The sequence below is a fragment of the Gallibacterium genomosp. 1 genome (genome assembly GCF_000771875.1).
Classification (GTDB): Bacteria; Pseudomonadota; Gammaproteobacteria; order Enterobacterales; family Pasteurellaceae; genus Gallibacterium.
The window spans coordinates 28017-49414 of the sequence record NZ_JPXX01000021.1; the positions used below are offsets into that span (position 1 = coordinate 28017).

21 protein-coding genes and 2 tRNA genes are annotated in these 21398 nt (G+C 36.8%); 13 read left to right on the top strand and 10 right to left on the bottom strand.

The genetic code is table 11. The features are described from left to right. Positions 1-293: 293 nt before the first annotated feature. Positions 294-1289: a tyrosine-type recombinase/integrase gene (locus tag JP36_RS07530; protein ID WP_039136989.1), complete on the top strand. Its 996-nt coding sequence runs from the start codon at positions 294-296 to the stop codon at positions 1287-1289. 86 nt (positions 1290-1375) lie between these two features. Here JP36_RS07530 and JP36_RS07535 read toward each other — a convergent pair. Both JP36_RS07535 and JP36_RS07540 read right to left on the bottom strand, forming a co-directional pair. After that, a tRNA-Arg gene (locus tag JP36_RS07535) sits at positions 1376-1452 on the bottom strand. Positions 1453-1487: 35 nt separating this feature from the next. Further along, positions 1488-1564 (bottom strand) — tRNA-Pro (locus JP36_RS07540). 151 nt (positions 1565-1715) lie between these two features. Here JP36_RS07540 and folD point away from each other — a divergent pair. The 7 genes from folD (at position 1716) to JP36_RS07575 (ending at position 8892) form a co-directional block, all read left to right on the top strand. After that, on the top strand, positions 1716-2579 hold the full coding sequence (gene folD / locus JP36_RS07545; RefSeq protein ID WP_039173599.1) for a bifunctional methylenetetrahydrofolate dehydrogenase/methenyltetrahydrofolate cyclohydrolase FolD: 864 nt from the start codon (positions 1716-1718) through the stop codon (positions 2577-2579). Between the two features lie 354 nt (positions 2580-2933). Beyond that, positions 2934-4052, top strand: coding sequence for a bifunctional tRNA (adenosine(37)-C2)-methyltransferase TrmG/ribosomal RNA large subunit methyltransferase RlmN (locus tag JP36_RS07550; RefSeq protein ID WP_039173601.1), 1119 nt, complete (start codon positions 2934-2936; stop codon positions 4050-4052). Positions 4053-4072: 20 nt separating this feature from the next. Beyond that, on the top strand, positions 4073-4636 hold the full coding sequence (pilW, locus tag JP36_RS07555; protein ID WP_039173603.1) for a type IV pilus biogenesis/stability protein PilW: 564 nt from the start codon (positions 4073-4075) through the stop codon (positions 4634-4636). A gap of 143 nt (positions 4637-4779) precedes the next feature. Next, on the top strand, positions 4780-5814 hold the full coding sequence (locus JP36_RS07560; protein ID WP_039173605.1) for a RodZ domain-containing protein: 1035 nt from the start codon (positions 4780-4782) through the stop codon (positions 5812-5814). Positions 5815-5838: 24 nt separating this feature from the next. Beyond that, positions 5839-6954 carry a flavodoxin-dependent (E)-4-hydroxy-3-methylbut-2-enyl-diphosphate synthase gene (gene ispG / locus JP36_RS07565; RefSeq protein ID WP_039173606.1) on the top strand — a complete coding sequence of 372 codons (1116 nt, stop codon included), beginning with the start codon at positions 5839-5841 and terminating at the stop codon, positions 6952-6954. Positions 6955-6975: 21 nt separating this feature from the next. Then, positions 6976-8259: a histidine--tRNA ligase gene (gene hisS, locus JP36_RS07570; protein WP_039173607.1), complete on the top strand. Its 1284-nt coding sequence runs from the start codon at positions 6976-6978 to the stop codon at positions 8257-8259. 12 nt (positions 8260-8271) lie between these two features. Then, a complete protein-coding gene (locus tag JP36_RS07575) occupies positions 8272-8892 on the top strand; it encodes a YfgM family protein (RefSeq protein ID WP_039173609.1) in 621 nt (206 codons plus the stop codon). 165 nt (positions 8893-9057) lie between these two features. Here JP36_RS07575 and JP36_RS07580 read toward each other — a convergent pair whose 3' ends face one another. The 5 genes from JP36_RS07580 to JP36_RS07600 form a co-directional block, all read right to left on the bottom strand. Further along, positions 9058-9786, bottom strand: a complete 729-nt coding sequence (locus JP36_RS07580) for a DUF7606 domain-containing protein (RefSeq protein WP_039173610.1) — start codon at positions 9784-9786, stop codon at positions 9058-9060. Between the two features lie 93 nt (positions 9787-9879). Then, positions 9880-10233, bottom strand: a complete 354-nt coding sequence (gene rplT, locus JP36_RS07585; RefSeq protein ID WP_013745267.1) for a 50S ribosomal protein L20 — start codon at positions 10231-10233, stop codon at positions 9880-9882. A 59-nt stretch (positions 10234-10292) separates the two neighbouring features. Next, positions 10293-10490, bottom strand: a complete 198-nt coding sequence (gene rpmI / locus JP36_RS07590) for a 50S ribosomal protein L35 (RefSeq protein WP_013745268.1) — start codon at positions 10488-10490, stop codon at positions 10293-10295. A gap of 103 nt (positions 10491-10593) precedes the next feature. Then, positions 10594-11136 carry a translation initiation factor IF-3 gene (infC, locus tag JP36_RS07595; RefSeq protein ID WP_080638295.1) on the bottom strand — a complete coding sequence of 181 codons (543 nt, stop codon included), beginning with the start codon at positions 11134-11136 and terminating at the stop codon, positions 10594-10596. 146 nt (positions 11137-11282) lie between these two features. Next, the gene (locus tag JP36_RS07600; RefSeq protein ID WP_039173612.1) at positions 11283-12464 is read right to left on the bottom strand and encodes an FAD-dependent monooxygenase; all 1182 of its coding nucleotides are present in this window, start codon (positions 12462-12464) and stop codon (positions 11283-11285) included. Between the two features lie 229 nt (positions 12465-12693). Between JP36_RS07600 and miaB the strand changes: the two genes are divergently transcribed. The 5 genes from miaB to lrp all read left to right on the top strand — a co-directional run bounded on the left by miaB (position 12694) and on the right by lrp (position 18258). Next, a complete protein-coding gene (miaB, locus tag JP36_RS07605) occupies positions 12694-14121 on the top strand; it encodes a tRNA (N6-isopentenyl adenosine(37)-C2)-methylthiotransferase MiaB (RefSeq protein ID WP_039173613.1) in 1428 nt (475 codons plus the stop codon). A gap of 260 nt (positions 14122-14381) precedes the next feature. Further along, positions 14382-14714, top strand: a complete 333-nt coding sequence (yajC, locus tag JP36_RS07610) for a preprotein translocase subunit YajC (protein WP_013745272.1) — start codon at positions 14382-14384, stop codon at positions 14712-14714. A gap of 115 nt (positions 14715-14829) precedes the next feature. Next, positions 14830-16674 (top strand): protein translocase subunit SecD, encoded by a 1845-nt coding sequence (gene secD, locus JP36_RS07615; RefSeq protein ID WP_081964354.1) that lies wholly within the window; start codon positions 14830-14832, stop codon positions 16672-16674. 14 nt (positions 16675-16688) lie between these two features. Further along, positions 16689-17666, top strand: a complete 978-nt coding sequence (secF, locus tag JP36_RS07620) for a protein translocase subunit SecF (protein WP_039173615.1) — start codon at positions 16689-16691, stop codon at positions 17664-17666. Between the two features lie 109 nt (positions 17667-17775). Then, positions 17776-18258: a leucine-responsive transcriptional regulator Lrp gene (lrp, locus tag JP36_RS07625; protein WP_039173617.1), complete on the top strand. Its 483-nt coding sequence runs from the start codon at positions 17776-17778 to the stop codon at positions 18256-18258. 145 nt (positions 18259-18403) lie between these two features. On the opposite strand, the gene JP36_RS07630 is transcribed toward lrp, so the two are convergent. The 3 genes from JP36_RS07630 to JP36_RS07640 all read right to left on the bottom strand — a co-directional run bounded on the left by JP36_RS07630 (position 18404) and on the right by JP36_RS07640 (position 21361). Next, positions 18404-19732: a TRAP transporter large permease gene (locus JP36_RS07630; protein WP_039173619.1), complete on the bottom strand. Its 1329-nt coding sequence runs from the start codon at positions 19730-19732 to the stop codon at positions 18404-18406. A gap of 11 nt (positions 19733-19743) precedes the next feature. Beyond that, positions 19744-20277, bottom strand: coding sequence for a TRAP transporter small permease subunit (locus JP36_RS07635; protein WP_052119467.1), 534 nt, complete (start codon positions 20275-20277; stop codon positions 19744-19746). Between the two features lie 76 nt (positions 20278-20353). Further along, positions 20354-21361, bottom strand: coding sequence for a TRAP transporter substrate-binding protein (locus tag JP36_RS07640; RefSeq protein WP_039173620.1), 1008 nt, complete (start codon positions 21359-21361; stop codon positions 20354-20356). Between the last annotated feature and the right edge of the window lie 37 nt (positions 21362-21398).

The window sequence follows — 21398 nt, forward strand, 5'->3', positions numbered from 1 at the left end:
GGAAAGATTACTTCAAGCCTGATTTGGAGAAGTTTATTTAATAATAGATTTTCATTTATAGCCGCTTTTTAGCGGCTTTTTTATGGTAACAATATGGAAGCATTAAGCATTAAACAGGTAGCCAATATTCTAAACTTATCATATAGAACTGTTTTTAATCACCGACATAAATGGGGCTTTTATAAAATGGAAGGATCTCGTTTGTGGAGAATGGATAAAACAGATCTTGATTTGTTAAAAAAACGATCTAATAATAGCAGAGGGCTTGCTCTGTCTGTCGGAGAGGAAAAATTATGCCGATCAGAAAAAGAGGAAACGTCTATTACATTGACATCTACACCCCTAGTGGTGAGAGAGTTAGACGAACTATTAAAACAACTGTAAAAAAAGAAGCTCAACAATACCACGATCAACTAAAATCACAATTGTGGAAAATTGATAAGCTAGACCAAAAACCTGAATATCTCTTTGAAAACGCATTAGTTCTTTTTCTAAAAGACGCGGAAGGAAAAGAAGATACTGCCACTAAAAAACGACACGCAATTTATTATCGAAATATCTTTGCTGGTCGAAAACTTAGTTCTTTAACAAGTGATGAAATACTTGATGCAATCCCTGAAAATCATATGACGAAAGGAACCCCGCTAACAAATTCTACAAAAAATAAATATAGAACATCTATAATGCGTATATTAAAGTTGGCATATCAGTCAGGGTACATTGATAAAATGCCGTATATCCCGAAGAAAAAAGAACCACCTATTAGAGTTCGCTGGATCACCAAAGAACAAGCTAAACAACTTATTGATAAAATCAGCACAGATTGGATGAAGACGATTTGTTCTTTTGCCTTATTAACTGGGGCAAGACGAACTGAAATACTATCTATGACTTGGGATAAAATAGATTTCACTCGTAAAGTGGCGATTGTTTCTAATGATATCGCAAAATCCGAAAAAGCCAGATCGCTATTGCTTAATGATGATGCGATTAAATTGTTACAAAAACAGAAAGGGAAAAATCCAAAATACGTTTTTGTTGGAGATAAAGGACAACCACTAAAAGACATCAATAGAAAAACATTTAACAAAGCAACTGAAAAATGTTTCTTGATTGATTTCCATTTTCACGATTTAAGGCATACTTGGGCAAGTTGGCACGTCCAATCAGGTACTCCATTATTTACCTTAAAGGAATTAGGTGGCTGGGAAACATTGGAAATGGTAAAAAAATATGCACACCTTAATGCCGATCACTTACTCTCACACGCTAACTCAGTAAAATTCTAGTCACAAATTAGTCACAACGTTTTTTTGATATATAGAAATAGTTAGTTAAGATTGAGTGTATGTGATTGATAAATATTAACTTTTAATGGCACGCCCTATTGGATTCGAACCAATGACCTACGGCTTAGAAGGCCGTTGCTCTATCCAGCTGAGCTAAGGGCGCATAGGATAAAAAAGAGGAAATAAAAGATAAAAAAATGGTCGGCGAGATAGGATTTGAACCTACGACCCACTGGTCCCAAACCAGTTGCGCTACCAAACTGCGCTACTCGCCGACGTGTGAGGTGCATTATAATTTTTATTTCTGTTGCGTCAATCATTTTTTTTAAATTTAAAAATAAACGCTTAAAATTAATCCATACTCTTATCAAACAAGCTTTTTTTTGCGAAAATTAGCGTTCATGCAAACACATTATGGAGAAAACAATGTCCGCTCAAATCATTTCCGGTAAGGATTTAGCAAAATCTATTAAGAGTGACCTTCATCAAAAAATTCAAACTATCATTGATCAAGGGCTGCGTTCACCAGGACTAGCAGTAATTTTAGTAGGAGAAAATCCCGCATCACAAATTTATGTCGATAATAAGAAAAAAAGTTGTCTAGAAGTGGGAATTCAATCAAAATCATATAATTTATCAGACAATATTTCTGAACAGGAACTGCTCTCATTAATTGATGAATTGAATCAGGACGATACTATTGACGGCATTTTAGTTCAATTACCTTTGCCAAAACATATCAGTAGCGTAAAAGTTATCGAACGTATTTCTCCATCAAAAGATGTGGACGGTTTTCATCCTTATAATGTAGGGCGTTTATGCCAACGCATTCCAACATTACGTGCTTGCACACCTTACGGCATTATGAAACTGCTCGAAACCACCGGTGTTGATCTACACGGACAACACGCTGTTATTGTTGGTGCCTCCAATATTGTCGGTCGCCCAATGGCAATGGAATTACTGCTTGCAGGTGCAACTGTGACCGTAACGCACCGCTTTACGAAAAACTTGCAGGAATTGGTTGCTCAAGCGGATATTTTGATTGTTGCTGTCGGTAAACCACATTTAATACCAGGCGAATGGGTAAAGCCCGGAGCAATAGTAATTGATGTCGGTATTAACCGAGTTGCCGATAAGAAAGTTATCGGTGATATCGGATTTGAAGCTGCACAACAACGAGCAAGTTTTATTACACCGGTTCCGGGCGGAGTCGGTCCTATGACAGTTGCAATGTTGATGGTCAATACTTTTTCAGCTTACAAAAACCATCTGAATATTGCCAATTAAACTCATAATTTAAACAATTCTCCACATTCACACAATTAAGCTCTGTAGATTACAGGGCTTAATTCTTAATAAAATAAATCTAACTTTTTTAGGCTGAGTAAATCGATGCAAGGCTTAATTATTGCATATTGGGCAAGTTTTTACCCTTTAGCTCACAGAACAGCATATAAAAGTACAGCTTTTTTTTATTTCTCGATATAGTTCACAAATTTGAAGCAAAATTTACTCATTATATATAATAAATTTGCTAGCATAATGTGTAGCAACTCAGTAAAATGCGAGCTTTTTAAAATTATGACACCTTGAAGCACCAATTTAATTGCTATGCCACAATGTGTAATAACGAGGCAATTTATGACCACTGAAAAAACCAATTTACTTAATCTAACCCGTCAAGAAATGCGTCATTTTTTGTCGGATTTAGGCGAAAAACCTTTCCGTGCGGATCAAATTATGAAATGGATCTATCACTATGGTGAAGATAATTTCGATAATATGACTAATATTAACAAAGTTTTGCGTGAAAAATTAAAGCAAGTTGCAGAAATTAAAGCGCCTGAAATTGCAATTGAGCAACGTTCTTCCGATGGTACTATAAAATGGGCTATGCAGGTTGGTGATCAACAAATCGAGAGTGTTTATATTCCGGAAGCAGATCGTGCCACACTTTGCGTATCTTCCCAAGTTGGTTGTGCTTTGGCTTGTACATTCTGTTCAACAGCGCAACAAGGTTTTAATCGTAATTTGACCGTTTCTGAAATTATTGGTCAGGTTTGGCGCGCTTCCAAAGTGATTGGTGCTTTCGGTGAAACAAAAGTTAGACCGATTACTAATGTGGTAATGATGGGGATGGGCGAACCCTTGTTAAACGTAAGCAATGTAGTACCAGCAATGGAGATTATGTTAGATGATTTTGGTTATGGTTTATCCAAGCGCCGAGTGACTTTATCAACCTCCGGTGTTGTACCAGCACTTGATAAACTGGGTGAAATGATCGATGTTGCTTTAGCAATTTCATTACATGCGCCCAATGATGAGTTGCGCAATGAGATTGTGCCTTTAAATAAAAAATATAATATTGAAATGTTAATTGATTCCGTAAATCGTTATCTAAAAATTTCCAATGCAAACCACGGTAAGGTAACTATTGAATATGTTATGCTCGATCACGTTAATGATGAAGTCGAACACGCACATCAATTAGCTCAAGTATTAAAGCATACGCCTTGTAAAATCAATCTTATTCCTTGGAATCCGTTCCCAGAAGCACCTTATAACAAGAGTTCTAATACGCGTATCGATCGCTTCCAAAAAACATTAATGGAATATGGATTTACCGTTATTGTACGAAAAACTCGTGGCGATGATATTGATGCGGCTTGTGGACAACTTGCCGGAGATGTAATTGATCGTACAAAACGTACTGCACAAAAACGAGCTTTTGGTAAAAATATTGAAATAACGCAATCTTAATGCTAGTAAGTGAGGAAATTATGAAAAATATAATGATGAAACTGAAATTTTTTATTCTACTTTCCTCACTATTTTCACTTTTTGCTTGTAGTCATTCTACTATAAATAAATCTCCTACTTTTAATAATGCCGCTGCGGCAAAAACTCGTGTTGAATTAGGGTTAGCTTATTTATCACACGGCAATCCTACATTAGCAAAAGCTAATTTAGATAAAGCACTACAACATACTCCAAATGATTACTTGCCTTATCTTGGTTTAGCCTATTTTTATCAACATACCCAACAACTCGAACTTGCTGGAGAATATTATCAAAAAGCACTCACTCTTTCTCCTAAGAATGGCGATGTATTGAATAACTATGCTACTTACCTCTGCTCTCAACGACAATTTAATGCGGCATTTAATTTTTTTGAACAAGCATTAAAAAGTAAATCTTATTATCATTTTGCTGATACTTATGAAAATATTGCTATTTGTGCCGTTTTAGCTAACGATCAAAACAAAATTGAACAAGCTTTAACCCAATTGGAGAAATATTCTGTAGATAAAGCGAAAAATTTACGGCAACGTTTACATAAATAACGGCAAAATCACCTTGATTGAGATTATTCTTATTTTTCTCTTGCCTGCCAATCTGTATAATAGCTAAATAATTTTTCTTTATAGCCACCAGCGTATTCTTACAATCCGCTACAGCTATTCATCACAATAAGTAATAAACGATTATGGATCAGGAACAACTTGCAACTAATGTCGATTTAGGACAACAACTGCGTAATGCTCGTGAACAACTTGGATTAACTATTGAACAGGTTGCCGAACAGATAAACTTACGACCGGTAATATTAAAACAATTCGAAGAAAACCAATTTGTTTTAAAAGATATTCCAGCAACTTTCGCTCGTGGTTACTTACGTAATTACTTAAAATTCCTACATTTACCAGCAACTTTATTAACCGATAATATTGCCTTTGGTACGGAAGTAAAAAATGACTTAAATAAAAATCATCGTACCAAAAACTCTGTTAATCGCTATGTTTCTCATCACCGTTGGTTACGACCTTTAAGTTGTATTGTATTAATTATCATCATCGGTATGACTGTTTTATGGTGGTGGCAGGATCACCAACGCTCTGCTAGCGAACGCAATAATTTTGTTGAAGAGCATTCCATAGCGGAACAAAACACAACTGAGAGCGCTCCAGTAGGCACTGATTCAATAAGTGAAAACGGTAACAATACAGAAACAACAGTAACCGATAATAACGAAAATATTGAAACAACAAGCACTACTAATCTTCAAACTGAAGCTAACGAGACTACAGCAGTAGTTAATAATAAAGAAACAACCGTAGTAACTAATAGCTCTACTAACAATAGTAGTGAAAATAAAAACAGTGAAGCTTATCCAAATACATCAACCGAAGCTTTAGCTACAGAAATGAATAAAATTGATGGCAATAACAGTACTACAGAAAACTTAACAACCACCAATCCTGCTGCAGAAGATGTTATTCCAAATAATTTAAAAATTGAAATTACCGGTGAAAGTTGTTGGCTTAGTGTAAAAGATGCTAATCGCAAAACATTAGCAGAACGAGAATACAGACGCGGCGAAATTTTAGATTTGACTGGTGATGCGCCTTATTCATTAATTATTGGTGCACCACAAAATGTAAAAATCAGTTACCAAGGTCAAGATGTGCCATTAAAAATTGATGGTCGTGTAGCAAAATTAACGCTACCGGCTCAACAGTAATTATCATTAATTTTAAAGAAAAATATGTTAAAACAATCTCCTATTCAACGTAGAAAATCTACTCGTATTTATGTTGGCAATGTGCCCATCGGTGATGGAGCACCTATTGCTGTTCAATCAATGACGAATACAAGAACCACCGATATTGAAGCAACTGTTGCTCAAATCAAAGCATTGGAGCGTGTCGGTGCTGATATTGTACGTGTTTCCGTGCCAACAATGGACGCAGCAGAAGCATTTAAACTGATTAAACAACAGGTTAAAGTGCCGTTAGTTGCCGATATTCATTTTGATTACCGTATCGCATTAAAAGTTGCTGAATACGGCGTTGACTGTTTAAGAATCAATCCGGGTAATATCGGTAGAGAAGATCGTATCCGTGCTGTAGTCGATTGTGCCAGAGATAAAAATATTCCAATTCGGATCGGCGTTAATGCTGGTTCATTAGAAAAGGATCTGCAAGAAAAATATGGTGAACCAACACCACAAGCTTTATTAGAGTCAGCATTGCGACACGTTGATATTCTTGATCGCTTGAATTTCGATCAGTTTAAAGTCAGTGTTAAAGCCTCTGATGTTTTCTTAGCAGTAGATGCTTATCGATTATTGGCTAAACAAATTAAACAGCCACTTCATCTCGGCATTACCGAAGCAGGTGGCGCCCGCTCCGGTTCTGTGAAAAGTGCTATTGGACTAGGTATGTTGCTTGCTGAAGGTATAGGTGATACCTTACGTGTTTCCTTAGCAGCCGATCCGATAGAAGAGATCAAGGTCGGTTTCGATATTTTAAAATCATTGCGTATCCGTTCTCGTGGCATTAATTTTATCGCTTGCCCAACCTGCTCTCGTCAGGAGTTTGATGTTATCGCAACCGTTAATGCCTTAGAACAACGTTTAGAAGATATTATTACACCAATGGATGTTTCCATTATCGGTTGTGTGGTAAACGGTCCGGGAGAGGCTTTGGTTTCCGATCTTGGTGTCGCCGGTGGCAATAAAAAAAGTGGTTTTTATATCGCCGGACAACGTCAAAAAGAGCGTTTTGATAATGATCATCTTATCGATCAGCTCGAAACTCAGATTCGTGCACGAATAAGTGCGTTAGATCCAAATAATCAAATTAAAGTAGAACAAGTTTAATCATAAAAATAGGAATTTAATGTGGCAAAAACTATTCAAGCTATTCGAGGAATGAACGACTATCTGCCTAGCGATACACCGTTATGGCAATGGGTAGAAAATAAAATCAAGCAGCGTTTAAGCAGTTACGGTTACTCAGAAATCCGGATGCCGATTGTTGAATCAACTCCGCTTTTTGCTCGTGCTATCGGTGAAGTAACTGATGTTGTTGAAAAAGAGATGTTCACGTTTAATGATCGTGATGATGAAAGTTTAACATTGCGTCCGGAAGGAACTGCCGGTTGTGTACGTGCCGGAATCGAACACGGTTTGCTTTATAATCAAGAACAGCGTTTATGGTATATTGGTCCTATGTTCCGTTACGAACGTCCGCAAAAAGGTCGTTATCGCCAATTTCATCAATGCGGGGTTGAAGTTTTCGGTATCGCAAATCCATTAATTGATGCAGAATTAATTATTATGACCGCAAAATTATGGCAAGATTTAGGTATTGCCGATCACGTACAATTGCAACTTAACTCTATCGGTTCATTAGAAGCACGCAAAAACTATCGTGCCGCATTGGTTAATTATTTGCAAAATTATGTAGAGCAGTTAGATGAAGACAGTAAACGTCGTTTAACCACTAATCCATTGCGAATTTTGGATAGTAAAGATGAGGAGGTGCAGCAAATTTTAAATAATGCACCGAAATTGCACGATTATTTAGATGAAGATTCTCGTCAACATTTTGCAACACTTTGTTCAATTTTAGAACAATATGGTATTCGCTATGAGATTAATCAGAAATTAGTACGTGGTTTAGATTACTACAACAAAACTGTTTTTGAATGGGTAACCACTGCTTTAGGCGCACAAGGTACTGTTTGCGGAGGCGGACGCTATGATGGTTTAGTAGAACAACTTGGTGGCCACGCTACACCAGCAGTCGGTTTTGCTATGGGCTTGGAACGTTTAGTGTTGCTGATTCAGGAAGTTGTTAAAAATCCACCGATTAACCCTAATGTTGATATTTATGTTATTCATCAGGGAGATAATACAACTCTACCTGCCCTACAATTAGCTACCCAACTTCGTTCAGCGTTACCACAAATTAAAGTAATGTTACATTGCAGTGGAGGTAACTTTAAAAAACAATTTAAACGTGCAGACAAGCTCGGCGCAAAATTTGCATTAATTCTCGGTGAAGATGAAGTAGCACGACAACAGGTTGTGATTAAAGATCTATTAAGTGGAGAACAGCAAATTACATTAGCAAATACCGATGCTATCGGCTATTTAACCCCATTTTACACATCTCGCTAAGGAGGCAACATAATGGCTTATACAACCAGTGATGAACAACTGCAAATTGAAGAAATCAAACAGTGGTGGAAAGAGAACGGCAAAGTCATTATTGCCGCTATTATTTTAGCTATTATCGGTGTATTCGGATGGCGTTATTGGCAGGGTTACCAGCAGAGTAAAATTCATCAATCTTCTGCGGAATTTTCTCAAATAATGAAGGCTACCGAACAATCTGATACTGTGAAGGCAAATGCCCAATTAACTCAATTTGTTGAAGCTAATCCAAGCAGCACTTACTCCGCCTTTTTATTATTAGAACAGGCAAAAAAACAGATTGACGTCAATCAATGGCAACAAGCTGCCGATACGCTACAAAAAGCACTTAACAATGCAAAGGATAGCGCATTGATTTCATTAATCGCACTGCGTTTAGCAAGTGTACAAACACAGTTGAAACAGTTTGAACCGGCATTGGCAACATTAGGCAAAGTAACGGATCAAGCGTGGCAAGGAAGAAAAGCGATGCTTTCAGGTGAAATTTATAATGCAATGGGTAATAAAGCGGAAGCGAAAAAATCGTTTGAAGCGGCATTAACCACTGCCAACCCACTTGAAGCACAATGGTTACAAATCCAAATCAATAATTTGTAATATCCCTTTCCCCCGACACACTATCGGGGGATTTTTATATCTGAAAAATCACATATTATCAAAATAAAAAATTGCTAATAACATTACAACGCTATTATCAGTAATACCAGTAACCATTCTATCGAATATAACAGGTTAAATTTGCTGTAAACACAAATAGTGCATTTATTTCGCTACACACTCTTGTAATAAGACATTATCTTGGGAAGCCGTTTTACCTAATTGCAACCAAGAATTAACTTTGCTCTGCTGCCAATTTTGAGTATTCAACGCTTCAACACTTAACATATAATATTGATTAGCAAAAACAAAATGATCACCTTGGCTTAGCTGTTTATCCCATTTTAATAATTCCATTTTACCTTGCCAAAAAACGTTTATCTGATCTTGTTGATAACTGATTTTAAGATCTTTACCGTTATCACAACGATAAACTATATCATTGATTCCTTTGATATTTTTCTGTTCTACATTAATAATCTTCAGTTTCACATTATAAACACGTTTCACATTCGGCTGTTTACGAGCATCATTACGAGTTTGATATACAGTCAATGTATATTTACCTGAATACGGCAACACTTGATAAATAGCTGATAAATTAGCTGTCGCTTTAGCGTGGTTAAGTGAAAATTGAATTTGTCGGTCATTATCGATTGTTTCTAAAGTAAGAAGCTGACCTTGTTTTGCATAAAAGCTATAGCGATCTACATCATAGCCTTTAATTGTACCTTTTAATTCGGCGAAATTTTCCCCTTTAGCAAATTGTACGGAAAAATCATTAGTATTTACGGCAGCACCATCATTACTGTTATTAGTAGATTGTGCCGCATTTACACTGCAAGCCTGTGCCAAACCAAGCACGAATAGCACTGTTACTAATTTTAATTTCATATTTGAACTCCCTTTATTTGAAAATTAATAAAAAAGGATAGTGTTTTTTAAATCACTATCCTTTCTAAACCTAAAATAAACGAAATCTGTTTATTAAAGTGCTGATTTTGCTTTTTCAACTAAAGCTGCGAAAGCTACTTTATCGAATACTGCGATATCAGCAAGAATTTTACGATCGATTTCCACAGAAGCTTTTTTCAAACCGTTAATAAAACGACTGTATGACAAACCGTTTTGACGAGCTGCCGCATTGATACGAGCAATCCATAATTGACGGAATTGACGTTTACGCTGACGGCGGTCACGGTAAGCATATTGACCAGCTTTAATTACTGCTTGGAAAGCAACACGATATACACGAGAACGTGCACCATAATAACCTTTAGCCGCCTTAAGAATTTTCTTATGACGAGCTCTTGCAATTACACCACGTTTTACACGGGCCATAGGAATCTCCTTTGTCTATTTGTACTTAAAAAATAACGAAACGTTCGCTAACCTGTGGGTTATGCGTATGGTAAACAAGCTACGACTAAAACTTGGTCTGCTTTCGCAACCATTGATTTATGACGTAAATGGCGTTTACGTTTAGTTGATTTCTTAGTCAAAATATGACGAAGATGAGATTGTTTACGTTTAAAACCGCCAGTTCCAGTTTTTTTGAAACGTTTAGCAGCACCACGTACTGTTTTAATTTTAGGCATTGTTTAATAACTCCGCATTGTTTACGATTAATCACTAATAATCAGGCGAATAAAAAGCAAAGACGCAAAACACCTTTACTTCTCACTACTTGAACTGCACTGACTATTTCTTTTTCGGGGCAAGCACCATCACCATTTGACGACCTTCAATCTTAGATGGTTCAGATTCAACTACAGCTAATTCTGCCAAATCTGCTTTGATACGATCCAACATTTCGATGCCAATCTGCTGATGTGCCAATTCACGACCACGAAAACGTAGTGTGATTTTAGTTTTATCCCCATCTTCCAAAAAGCGAATCAGGCTGCGTAGTTTTACCTGATAATCGCCTTCGTCAGTTCCAGGACGGAACTTAACTTCTTTTACCTGAACAACTTTCTGTTTCTTTTTCTGCTCTTTTGCAGTTTTGCTCTTTTCATAAAGGAATTTACCGTAATTCATAATACGGCAAACCGGAGGTTCAGCATTAGGACTGATTTCGACAAGATCCAAATCGGCCTGCTCAGCCAACTCTAATGCCTGTTGGATAGATACAATCCCCGCTTGCTCACCATCTTGGTCGATCAAACGGACTTCCTTCACACGAATTTCTTCATTAATACGATTCGGACGATTAGCTGCTGGTGCTTTTTTTACGGTTTTAATAATCTTATTCCTCTATTAAGTTAACTTATCCATCTGCAAAATACAGAAACTTAGGTTGTTCATCAATTTATTGACAAAAAACGGTGCTGATTCTATAAAATTTCCGCTGTAGTTGCAATAAGCAAGCTCAATTTTCTCACTTTCGTTTATAAGCCTAGAGCATAACGCAAAGCCTGACGCTTAATAAAACCAGCTCGCTCAGAAACCAATAATGCAATATTACGTGCTACCTTAACCGGCAGTAATGGAGAACGAAATGTTTTATAAAAAACATCCATTGTTGATTGCATTAACAGATTATCTTTATAACGTTGCTGTTGATAGCGTTGCAAAAAGTTATCTTTCGTTAAACCGACATCCTGTTTTAGTACCCACTCAACATTTTCCAATAATGCTTTCACATCCTTAAAACCAAGATTTACTCCCTGTCCAGCTAAAGGATGAATACTGTGTGCCGCATCACCGACTAAAATCACACCATTTTTATAATACTGCTGTGCATGACGGCGAGTTAAGGCGAATGAACCCCACTTTTTAACCGTAATTTTGCCTAATCTTGCTGGAAAATATTGCTCAACTTCTGCTGTTAATTTTTCTGCTGATAATTTTTTCAAAAAATCAATCCTTTCAGGCATATCATACCAAACCAAACAGACCTGTTTACCCAATAATGGCAATAAAGCGCGAGGACCACTTGGATAGAATTGTTGCCACGTCATTGACTGCTGTTCGGCTTCCGTATCCGCTAACATTAACATACAATCCTGTTGATAACGCCAACCTGTAACGCCAATACCAGCAATTGTACGCCATTGAGAGGTTGCTCCATCAGCAGCGATAATATATGGACTACAAATCCGTTCTCCATTGTCTAAAATAAGATGCCATATATTCTGCTGATACTGTTGTACACTGACCTCACAATTCACGGCAAAATCAACATTCGGTAATTGTTGGAACTGTTGCCACAATCCCTCTTGAATCAAGAGATTTTCCACCATAAAGCCAAGTTGCGGTAAATCAACCTCTTTAGCACTAAACGTGGTAGAAAAACCTTCTATCTCCCAAGTACTTAATTCGCTATAAGGGCAAACTCGACGATCTGCGATATATTGCCACGCATTTAAATTCTCCAATAATTTAACTGATCCTTGACTAATAGCGGAAATACGTAAATCATATTCACAATCAGTGGAAAAATGAGGTAAAGGTAAACGTTCTAGCACGAATATTTTCAACCCTAATCTAGCTAGTCCAGCAGCACAAGCAGCACCGACCATTCCTCCGCCAATAATAATAAAATCATAATGTTTTGCCTGTTCACACATTTTTGTACCCTTTTCTTCTTTTTTCCCTTATTTTACTCACAAAAGCTGAAGTTGCCTAAAAGAAAATCATTAACATACCCCAATGAAGTGCTAGAGATTATGCAGATAAATCGGTAGAATAGCCGCCAACTTTTATGCCGCTATATTCAGATAGCACTATTTTATCGCGGATAAGTCAGTATCACACTTATCCAATTTAAATCATCCATTAACTTTCAATTGAAATAGAATGACACAAAAACTACACATTAAAACTTGGGGCTGCCAAATGAATGAGTATGACTCAGCTAAAATGGCAGACTTATTAAACAATACTCACGGTTTAGAGTTGACAGAAAATGCGGAAGAAGCAGATATTTTGTTATTAAATACCTGTTCAATCCGTGAAAAGGCACAAGAAAAAGTATTCCACCAATTAGGACGTTGGAAAGATTTGAAAAAACAAAATCCTAATCTGATTATCGGTGTTGGCGGTTGTGTCGCCTCACAGGAAGGTGAACATATTCGTGATCGTGCTCCTTATGTTGATATTATTTTCGGCCCACAAACTTTGCATCGCCTACCGGAAATGGTTAATCAAATTCGTGGAGGTAAAAGCTCTGTGGTCGATGTCAGTTTCCCAGAAATTGAAAAATTTGATCGCTTACCAGAGCCTAGAGCCGAAGGTCCAACAGCATTTGTTTCCATTATGGAAGGTTGTAATAAATATTGTTCATTCTGCGTTGTACCTTATACACGTGGCGAAGAAGTAAGCCGCCCTGTCGATGATGTGTTATTTGAAATTGCACAATTGGCAGAACAGGGGGTTCGAGAAGTCAATTTGTTAGGTCAAAATGTAAATGCTTACCGAGGTCCGACCCACGATGGTGAGATTTGCTCATTTGCCGAATTATTACGTTTAGTTGCTGCAATTGATGGTATTGATCGTTTACGTTTTACTACTTCTCATCCGATAGAATTTACTGATGATATTATTGATGTCTATCGCGATACTCCGGAACTAGTTAGCTTCCTACATTTACCAGTGCAAAGCGGTTCCGACCGTGTTTTATCTATGATGAAACGTAATCACACCGCATTGGAATATAAAGCGATTATCCGTAAACTACGTGAAGCTCGTCCTGATATTCAAATCAGTTCCGATTTTATTGTTGGCTTCCCTGGAGAAACCGCACAAGATTTTGAACAAACCATGAATTTAATTGCGCAAGTCAATTTTGATATGAGTTTCAGTTTTATCTACTCTGCCCGTCCCGGCACCCCGGCAGCAGATATGCCGGATGATGTTAGCGAAGAGGAAAAAAAACAACGTTTATATCTGTTACAAGAACGCATTAATCAACAAGCATCACAATTCAGCCGCCGTATGTTAGGCACTGAACAACGTATTTTGGTGGAAGGTCCGTCCAAAAAAGACATTATGGAGTTAACAGGTCGTACCGAAAATAATCGTATTGTTAATTTTGTCGGCTCACCAGATATGATTGGCAAATTCGTTGATGTAAAAATCACTGATGTTTATACCAATTCTTTACGTGGTGAAGTAGTACGCACTGAAAATGATATGGATCTTCGAGTACAACACTCTCCACAAGCAGTAATACAACGTACACGCAAAGAGGATGAACTCGGTGTTGGGCATTATCAAGCCAATTAATCGTTTTTTGGTAAGGAATAATAACGAATTTTTCACAGATTCGCTGTTTTATTAAAAACACCGAAACGATTAAAACTCTACTATTCACAGCGGTAGGATGTATTTTTCGGAAGAGTAATAGCCCTTCCAAATCAAGACAATTCATAGTTCAATGCTTTATCTGTTGTTCTGTGAATTGAAACATGCTATTTTTAGGCACTGTTTTGCCAAAACCGGCATAAAACACTCAACTTTTATTTTGTTATTAAGGAAAAAACAATATGGGTATTATCTCTACAGCATACGCAGCCGATGCTGCTGCACAACAGGGTGGCGGCTTGCAAATGATCTTTTTATTAGTCATTTTTGGTCTTATTTTCTACTTTATGATTTTCCGTCCGCAATCTAAACGTAATAAACAACATCGTGAATTGATGTCTTCGCTAGCAAAAGGTGAAGAAGTGTTAACCAGTGGCGGTTTATTAGGAAAAATCACTAAAGTATCAGCTGAGAGCGACTATATTGTTATCGCCCTTAACGACACTAACGAAGTTACTATCAAAAAAGATTTTATTGTAGCCGTTCTGCCGAAAGGTTCTATCAAATCACTTTAATTTACCTTTTAGACAAGGTTAGAATACTCGCCGTTAAAGCGTAGTTTAGGTTACCGGGGCAATCAACAGCCGTTTGATTGCCCTGTGTGTTAAACAATTTACAAAGGTTTTTATTGTGTTAAATCGTTTCCCTTTATGGAAGAATCTGATGGTGATATTCGTTGTCGTCATTGGTATCTTATATGCACTTCCAAATCTTTACGGTGAAGACCCAGCCGTTCAAATTTCAGGAACTCGCGGTCAACTTGCTACCGAACAAACTTTATCCGATGTTCGTCAGGTTCTTGAACAAAATCAACTTCCTATTAAATCTATCGCCTTAGAAAATGGCTCTATTTTGGCAAAATTTACCAGTACTGATGAACAGCTTCTCGCTAAAGATAAAATTTTAGAAAAACTAGGTAACAACTATTCCGTTGCCTTAAATCTTGCTCCAGCAACCCCAGCTTGGCTGACCGATATCGGTGCTGGTCCAATGAAATTAGGATTAGATTTACGTGGTGGTGTACGTTTCTTAATGGAAGTCGACCTAAAATCAGTATTAGCTAAACAGCAGGAACAATTACAGGATTCTCTCCGTACTGAGTTGCGTAAGGAAAAATTTGTCTATAAAGCAATCCAATCCGGTGAAAATTACTCCACCGTTATCACACTTGCCGATAATATTTCACCAAGTGATGTGGTGCGTGTCTTAAAGCGTAAACACGCTAATTGGGACGTGGTCAGCGATGGGCAAAATGTTACATTAACCCTTTCAGAAAATGAACTAACTCGTTTAAGAAAGAGTGCTGTTGAACAAAATATCACTATTTTACGTAAACGTGTTAATGAACTTGGTGTTGCGGAACCAGTCGTACAGCAACAAGGTGCAGATCGTATCGTAGTTGAATTACCGGGTGTACAAGATACAGCTCGTGCTAAAGAAATTTTAGGTGCAACTGCTACATTGGAATTCCGTATGGTCAATCAAACCGCCAATCTTGCAGCTGCTGAAAATGGAATGGTGCCATCTGACTCTGAATTACAACACGACCGTAACGGCACGCCAGTCGTTGTTTATCGTAAAACTATTTTGGGTGGTGAGCATATTACTGATGCAAATTCTGGTAACGATGAATATGGTCGTCCTCAAGTTAATATCTCTTTAGATAGCGAAGGCGGAAATATGATGTCAGAAGCCACTAAAACCGCAATCGGCAAACCAATGGCAACTGTCTATAGCGAATATAAAGACAGTGGTAAAAAGGATGAAAACGGTAAGGCTATTTTAACTAAACACGAAGAGGTTATTAATGTTGCTACCATTCAATCTCGTTTAGGTAATACTTTCCGCATTACAGGTATTAACTCCCCTGCTGAAGCGCAAAACCTTTCTGTGTTATTACGTTCAGGTGCATTAATTGCCCCAATTCAAATTGTCGAAGAGCGGACTATCGGTCCTTCTCTTGGAGCACAAAATATCGAACAGGGTATGAAAGCAAGCTTTTGGGGATTACTCATTGTTGTACTCTTTATGGCGCTTTATTATCGTAAATTCGGTTTGATCGCCAATTTGGCATTGCTTGCTAACATCGTTATTCTTGTCGGTTTAATGTCATTAATACCTGGAGCAACTTTGTCTATGCCTGGTATTGCAGGGATTGTGCTTTCAGTCGGGATGTCTGTTGATGCCAACGTGTTGATTTTTGAGCGTATTAAAGAAGAGTTGCGTAACGGTCGCTCAGTACAACAGGCAATTAATGAAGGCTACAACGGTGCATTCTCCAGTATCTTCGATGCCAACTTGACTACTATTTTGACTGCCGTGATTCTTTATGCAGCAGGTAGTGGGCCAGTAAAAGGCTTTGCGATTACATTATCTCTTGGTGTTGCTATTTCGATGTTTACTGCTATTACCGGTACTCGTGCGGTGGTGAATTTCCTCTATGGTGGAAAACGAATTAGTAAATTATCGATCTAGGAGAAGAGTTACTTATGAAAAATACTATAGATAACCAAATTGAAGCTCTTAATGATATTAAGCTACCATATAAGCTAATCCATTTTATGCGCTATCGTATGGTAGGCTATGCCCTATCAATTATTGTGGTAGCAATTTCATTATTTTTTATTATTACTAAAGGTTTTAACTGGGGCTTAGATTTCACCGGTGGGACAGTGATTGATACTTCATTCTCACAACCTGCCGATTTGCCGAAGATCCGTTCTATTTTAGCTCAGAACGGCTTGGATAATGCTGTTGTACAAGCATCAGGTGGGGTGCGTGATGTGATGGTTCGTGTGCCTGCATCCGTAAATGATCCAAATATCGGTACGCATATCAAAACTATTTTGAGTAACAATATTGATAAAGAAGTGTCAATTCGCAGTATTGAGTTCGTTGGTCCAAATGTCGGTGAAGAACTAACCACTTCCGCAATTTACGCCACCTTAATCACTTTAGCAATGTTATTGTTATATGTCGGTTTGCGTTTTGAATGGCGTTTAGCTTTAGGTGCGATTCTCTCTTTAGCACACGATGTAATCGTTACTTTAGGTTTCTTCGCAATGTTACAAGTTGAGATAGATTTAACCTTTGTCGCAGCAATTCTTTCTGTTATTGGTTATTCCTTGAACGATAGTATCGTAGTATTTGACCGTGTACGAGAAAATTTCCGTAAAATTCGCCGTGCCTCTACTGTAGAAATTATAGATATTTCACTTAGTCAAACCTTATCAAGAACATTGATGACATCTATCACCACATTAATTGTAGTGATCTCCTTATTGTTATTCGGTGGTCCAACTATTCACAGTTTCTCTTTAGCATTATTAATTGGTATAGGTTTCGGTACTTATTCTTCAATTTATATTGCAGTTGCGCTTGCTTTAAACTTTGGCTTGAAACGTGAGCATATGTTACCACCTAAAGTGGAAAAAGAAGGAGCTGATCAAGAATCACTCTTACCATAATAAAAATTTCTTAACTTAATCTTTTACATCAGCCGTTTATTTTACGGCTGATGTTTTATTGAATATCCGCTATAATAACGCCATTCAAGTTGATAAAGGCTTTCTTAAAATGCGTCAAAAGAAGATAATGAAATCACTCGATGCTATCGATATGAAAATTCTTAATGAATTGCAGCATAACGGTAAAATTTCCAATATCGAACTTTCAAAACGGGTCGGTTTATCACCAACTCCTTGTCTAGAGCGAGTAAAACGATTAGAAAAACAAAATGTGATTATGGGTTATCGCGCTTTGCTCAACCCTGAATTATTGGATTCTCCTTTGTTAGTTATTGTAGAAATTACTTTGGTTCGCGGTAAACCGGATGTTTTTGAAGAGTTTAATCGAGCGGTGCAAGAGCTAGAAGAAATCCAAGAGTGTCATTTAGTTTCTGGTGATTTTGATTATTTACTGAAAACGCGTGTTGCAGATATGGCTGCATACCGAAAACTATTAGGCACGACTCTGTTGCGTTTACCGGGTGTAAACGATACTCGTACTTATGTTGTGATGGAAGAAGTAAAACAAACCAATTATTTATTGCTTAAATGAATTTATCCCTTTAGTTTAACAGCTAAGGGGATTTTTCCTTTCTTATTTTCTATTTCTTAAATAAGACTTTGGTGTTTATCACAGCCATTTTAATAAATTAGAGTAAAAAAAGAGGGATACTTCTTAGTTATCCCTCTATTCACATTTATTTAACCGTAAACAAAACAATATCAGGAAAAATAATCAATAATGCCAGTAATACAATTTGTAGAGCAATAAATGGTAATACAGATTTAAAAATATCAACAAGCTCAATGCCTTTCGGGGCGACGCTATGCAAATAAAATGCTGCTGGTCCAAATGGTGGGGATAAAAAAGAAACTTGCATATTTACACAGAATAATACGCCGAACCAAATAGGGTCATATCCAAGATTTTGTACAATAGGAACGAAAATAGGCATTGTCAACATTGCAATTCCAATCCAATCAAGGAAAAGACCTAATATAAATAGTATTATCATCATAATCAGTATAATACCAATAGGCGGTAATCCCGAACTTACAAGCATAGACTCTACAAAACGATTTCCTCCTACTAAATTATAAATACCAACCAAAATATAAGCACCAATACCTATCCACATTATCATTCCACAAGTCTGCATCGTGGTATAAGAAGCTTCCTTCATCACTTTAAAATTAAGCTCTTTTCTATATAAAGAAACTGCCATAACCGCAATCACACCAACAGCTGCCGCTTCAGTAACAGAAGCTATTCCACCATAAATACTTCCTAACACAATTAATGCAATCATTGCTGGTAATGCAATATTAATACGAGCCCTTTTTCTCTCTTCTTTTGAAATAGGAGCGTTACGTTCTTCTTCAGGAATAGCCGGTAATAATTTAGGATTTATACGCCCTCTAATCACAATATAAGAAATATACATAAAAGCTAACAAAAATGCAGGGATAAAACTTGCTGTAAATAAATCTCCAATCGAAACTGATGCAACTAAACCATAAATAATTAATACAATACTTGGTGGAACCATCGTTCCCAAAGCACCTGAAGAGACAACAGTACCAATTGCTAATTTCTTATCATATCCAAGTCTTAACATCTGGGGTAAAGCCAACAGTCCTAATAATACGGTTTCACCTCCAATAATTCCTGACATAGTCGCTAAAAAAACACCAATAAGAACAGTTTGTAGGGCAACGCCTGTTCTAAATTTTCTGGTAGTAAGCCACATTGCATTATAAAGATCCTTAGCTATTCCAGTTTTATCTAATAAGGAAGCCATTAACACAAACATAGGCACTGCAAGCAGAGAATAACTCGTCATAAAACCATAAACACGATTAACCACCATTGGCAATACATCTGGAGAGAACCATCCCACAGCAAGAAGAGTTGCAATCAATCCCGTTAGAAATGCTAATGGCACTCCTGTTACTAATAGAAAACACATTGCTAAAAATAAAATTAATGTAACAAGATCAATACCTAAGCTACTAAGACCAAACATAATAAATCTCCTCATCTATATCTATCAGTTAAACGTTGTTTTAACTTCCAAACAACCTGAATAAAAAACAGACAAAATAAAGCGAAAATAGCAACCTTTAATAGCCCAGGGATAGGTGGATTCCAAGCTGATCCTGATCGTTCTAACGTGACTTCACCATTTGGAGATAGTGCTGCACTACGAGCAACAAAATAACTAGAATAAGCCAATAACCCTAAAAAAATTAACGTTATAATACTGCTAAATATTTCTAATCGATTTCTCCACTTATCAGAAACGTAATTAAGTAGAATGGGAACTCGGATATGTTTATTTCTTCCATAAGAAAATAACCCAGCATACACCATTAAAAATCCTGCTAATGCAATACTAGTTTCATGAACCCAATCGGTTGGAGAATTAAATACATATCTGGAAATAATTTCATAAAATGAAATAACAACAATAATTAAATATCCCCACGATAACTTATGACCAATTGATTCAATGACTTTATCAAAAAACGTCAGTTTTTCCTCTATTTGAGGCTGCTTTATCTTATCCATACTCACCTCCTATTTAATAGAAATATAGCCAAGCTATTAACAATAATAAATCTTTATAGCTTGGCCTAATTCTGACTTATTGAATCATTCCTTTATCTTTTAAATATTTCATAACTACATCATAATATTTCTTAGACATAGGTGATTTATCTGCCCATTCAGGCCATAATTTAGTTGCAGTTTCACGAACTTTAGAGACTTCTTCCGGTGACCACGAAATAATAGTAATATCCGCTTTTTTATTTTTAATAGCTTCTTCATCCAATTTTTGATGCATAGCTAAAAAACCTTCCGCGTATTGTTTACTTGCTTTTGCCAATATATCTTTTAAATCCGGTGGCAAACCATCATAAATTTTTTTATTCAATGTAACCTGATTAACTGGCATTGAATGCCAACCTGGATAAATAGGATATTTAGCAATATCATTCATTCCATTAGCCTGATTACGTGCAAAAATAGAATAATCTGATGCATCAATCACACCTTTCTCTAAAGAAGTATAAACTTCAGATCCTGGCAAATTTACAGGTGCTGCTCCTAAATTTTTGAATAAAGCCTGCACTAACCCTTCCGGAGCTCGAACTTTTACCCCCTGTAATTCTTTAATATTATGAATAGGTTTCTTAGAAACTAACGACTCACCACCTACTGTACTTATTGCTAATAGTTGTACCCCATATTTATTTAGTAATTCATTAGCTACATTAAACCCACCACCGTTATACATAAAATCAATTAAATCTTTTGGATTACTCCAAGCACCAATTAGATTACCGTATAGAGCAAAAGCAGGATCTTTTCCTGAAAAATAAGATGGATCAGTAAAATCCCCTTGTAAGATATTCATACCAATAGAGTCTAATGTTTGGTTGTGTTCAACAACTGATCCTGCTCCCAAAACATTAATATGTATACGGCCATTAGATAATTGTTCCACATCCTTTGCCCACTGCTGTTGATATTTAAAAGCATCATCTCCAGGTTGATCAGACGATTGAAAGTTCCAATCATATTCCGCAGAAAATACAGTTGCAGAAAACGCTAATAAAGAACAAGCTAATACACTTTTGAGTAGTTTCATTTTGATGTTCCTCTTAATAGATTAATTAATCGTGTTT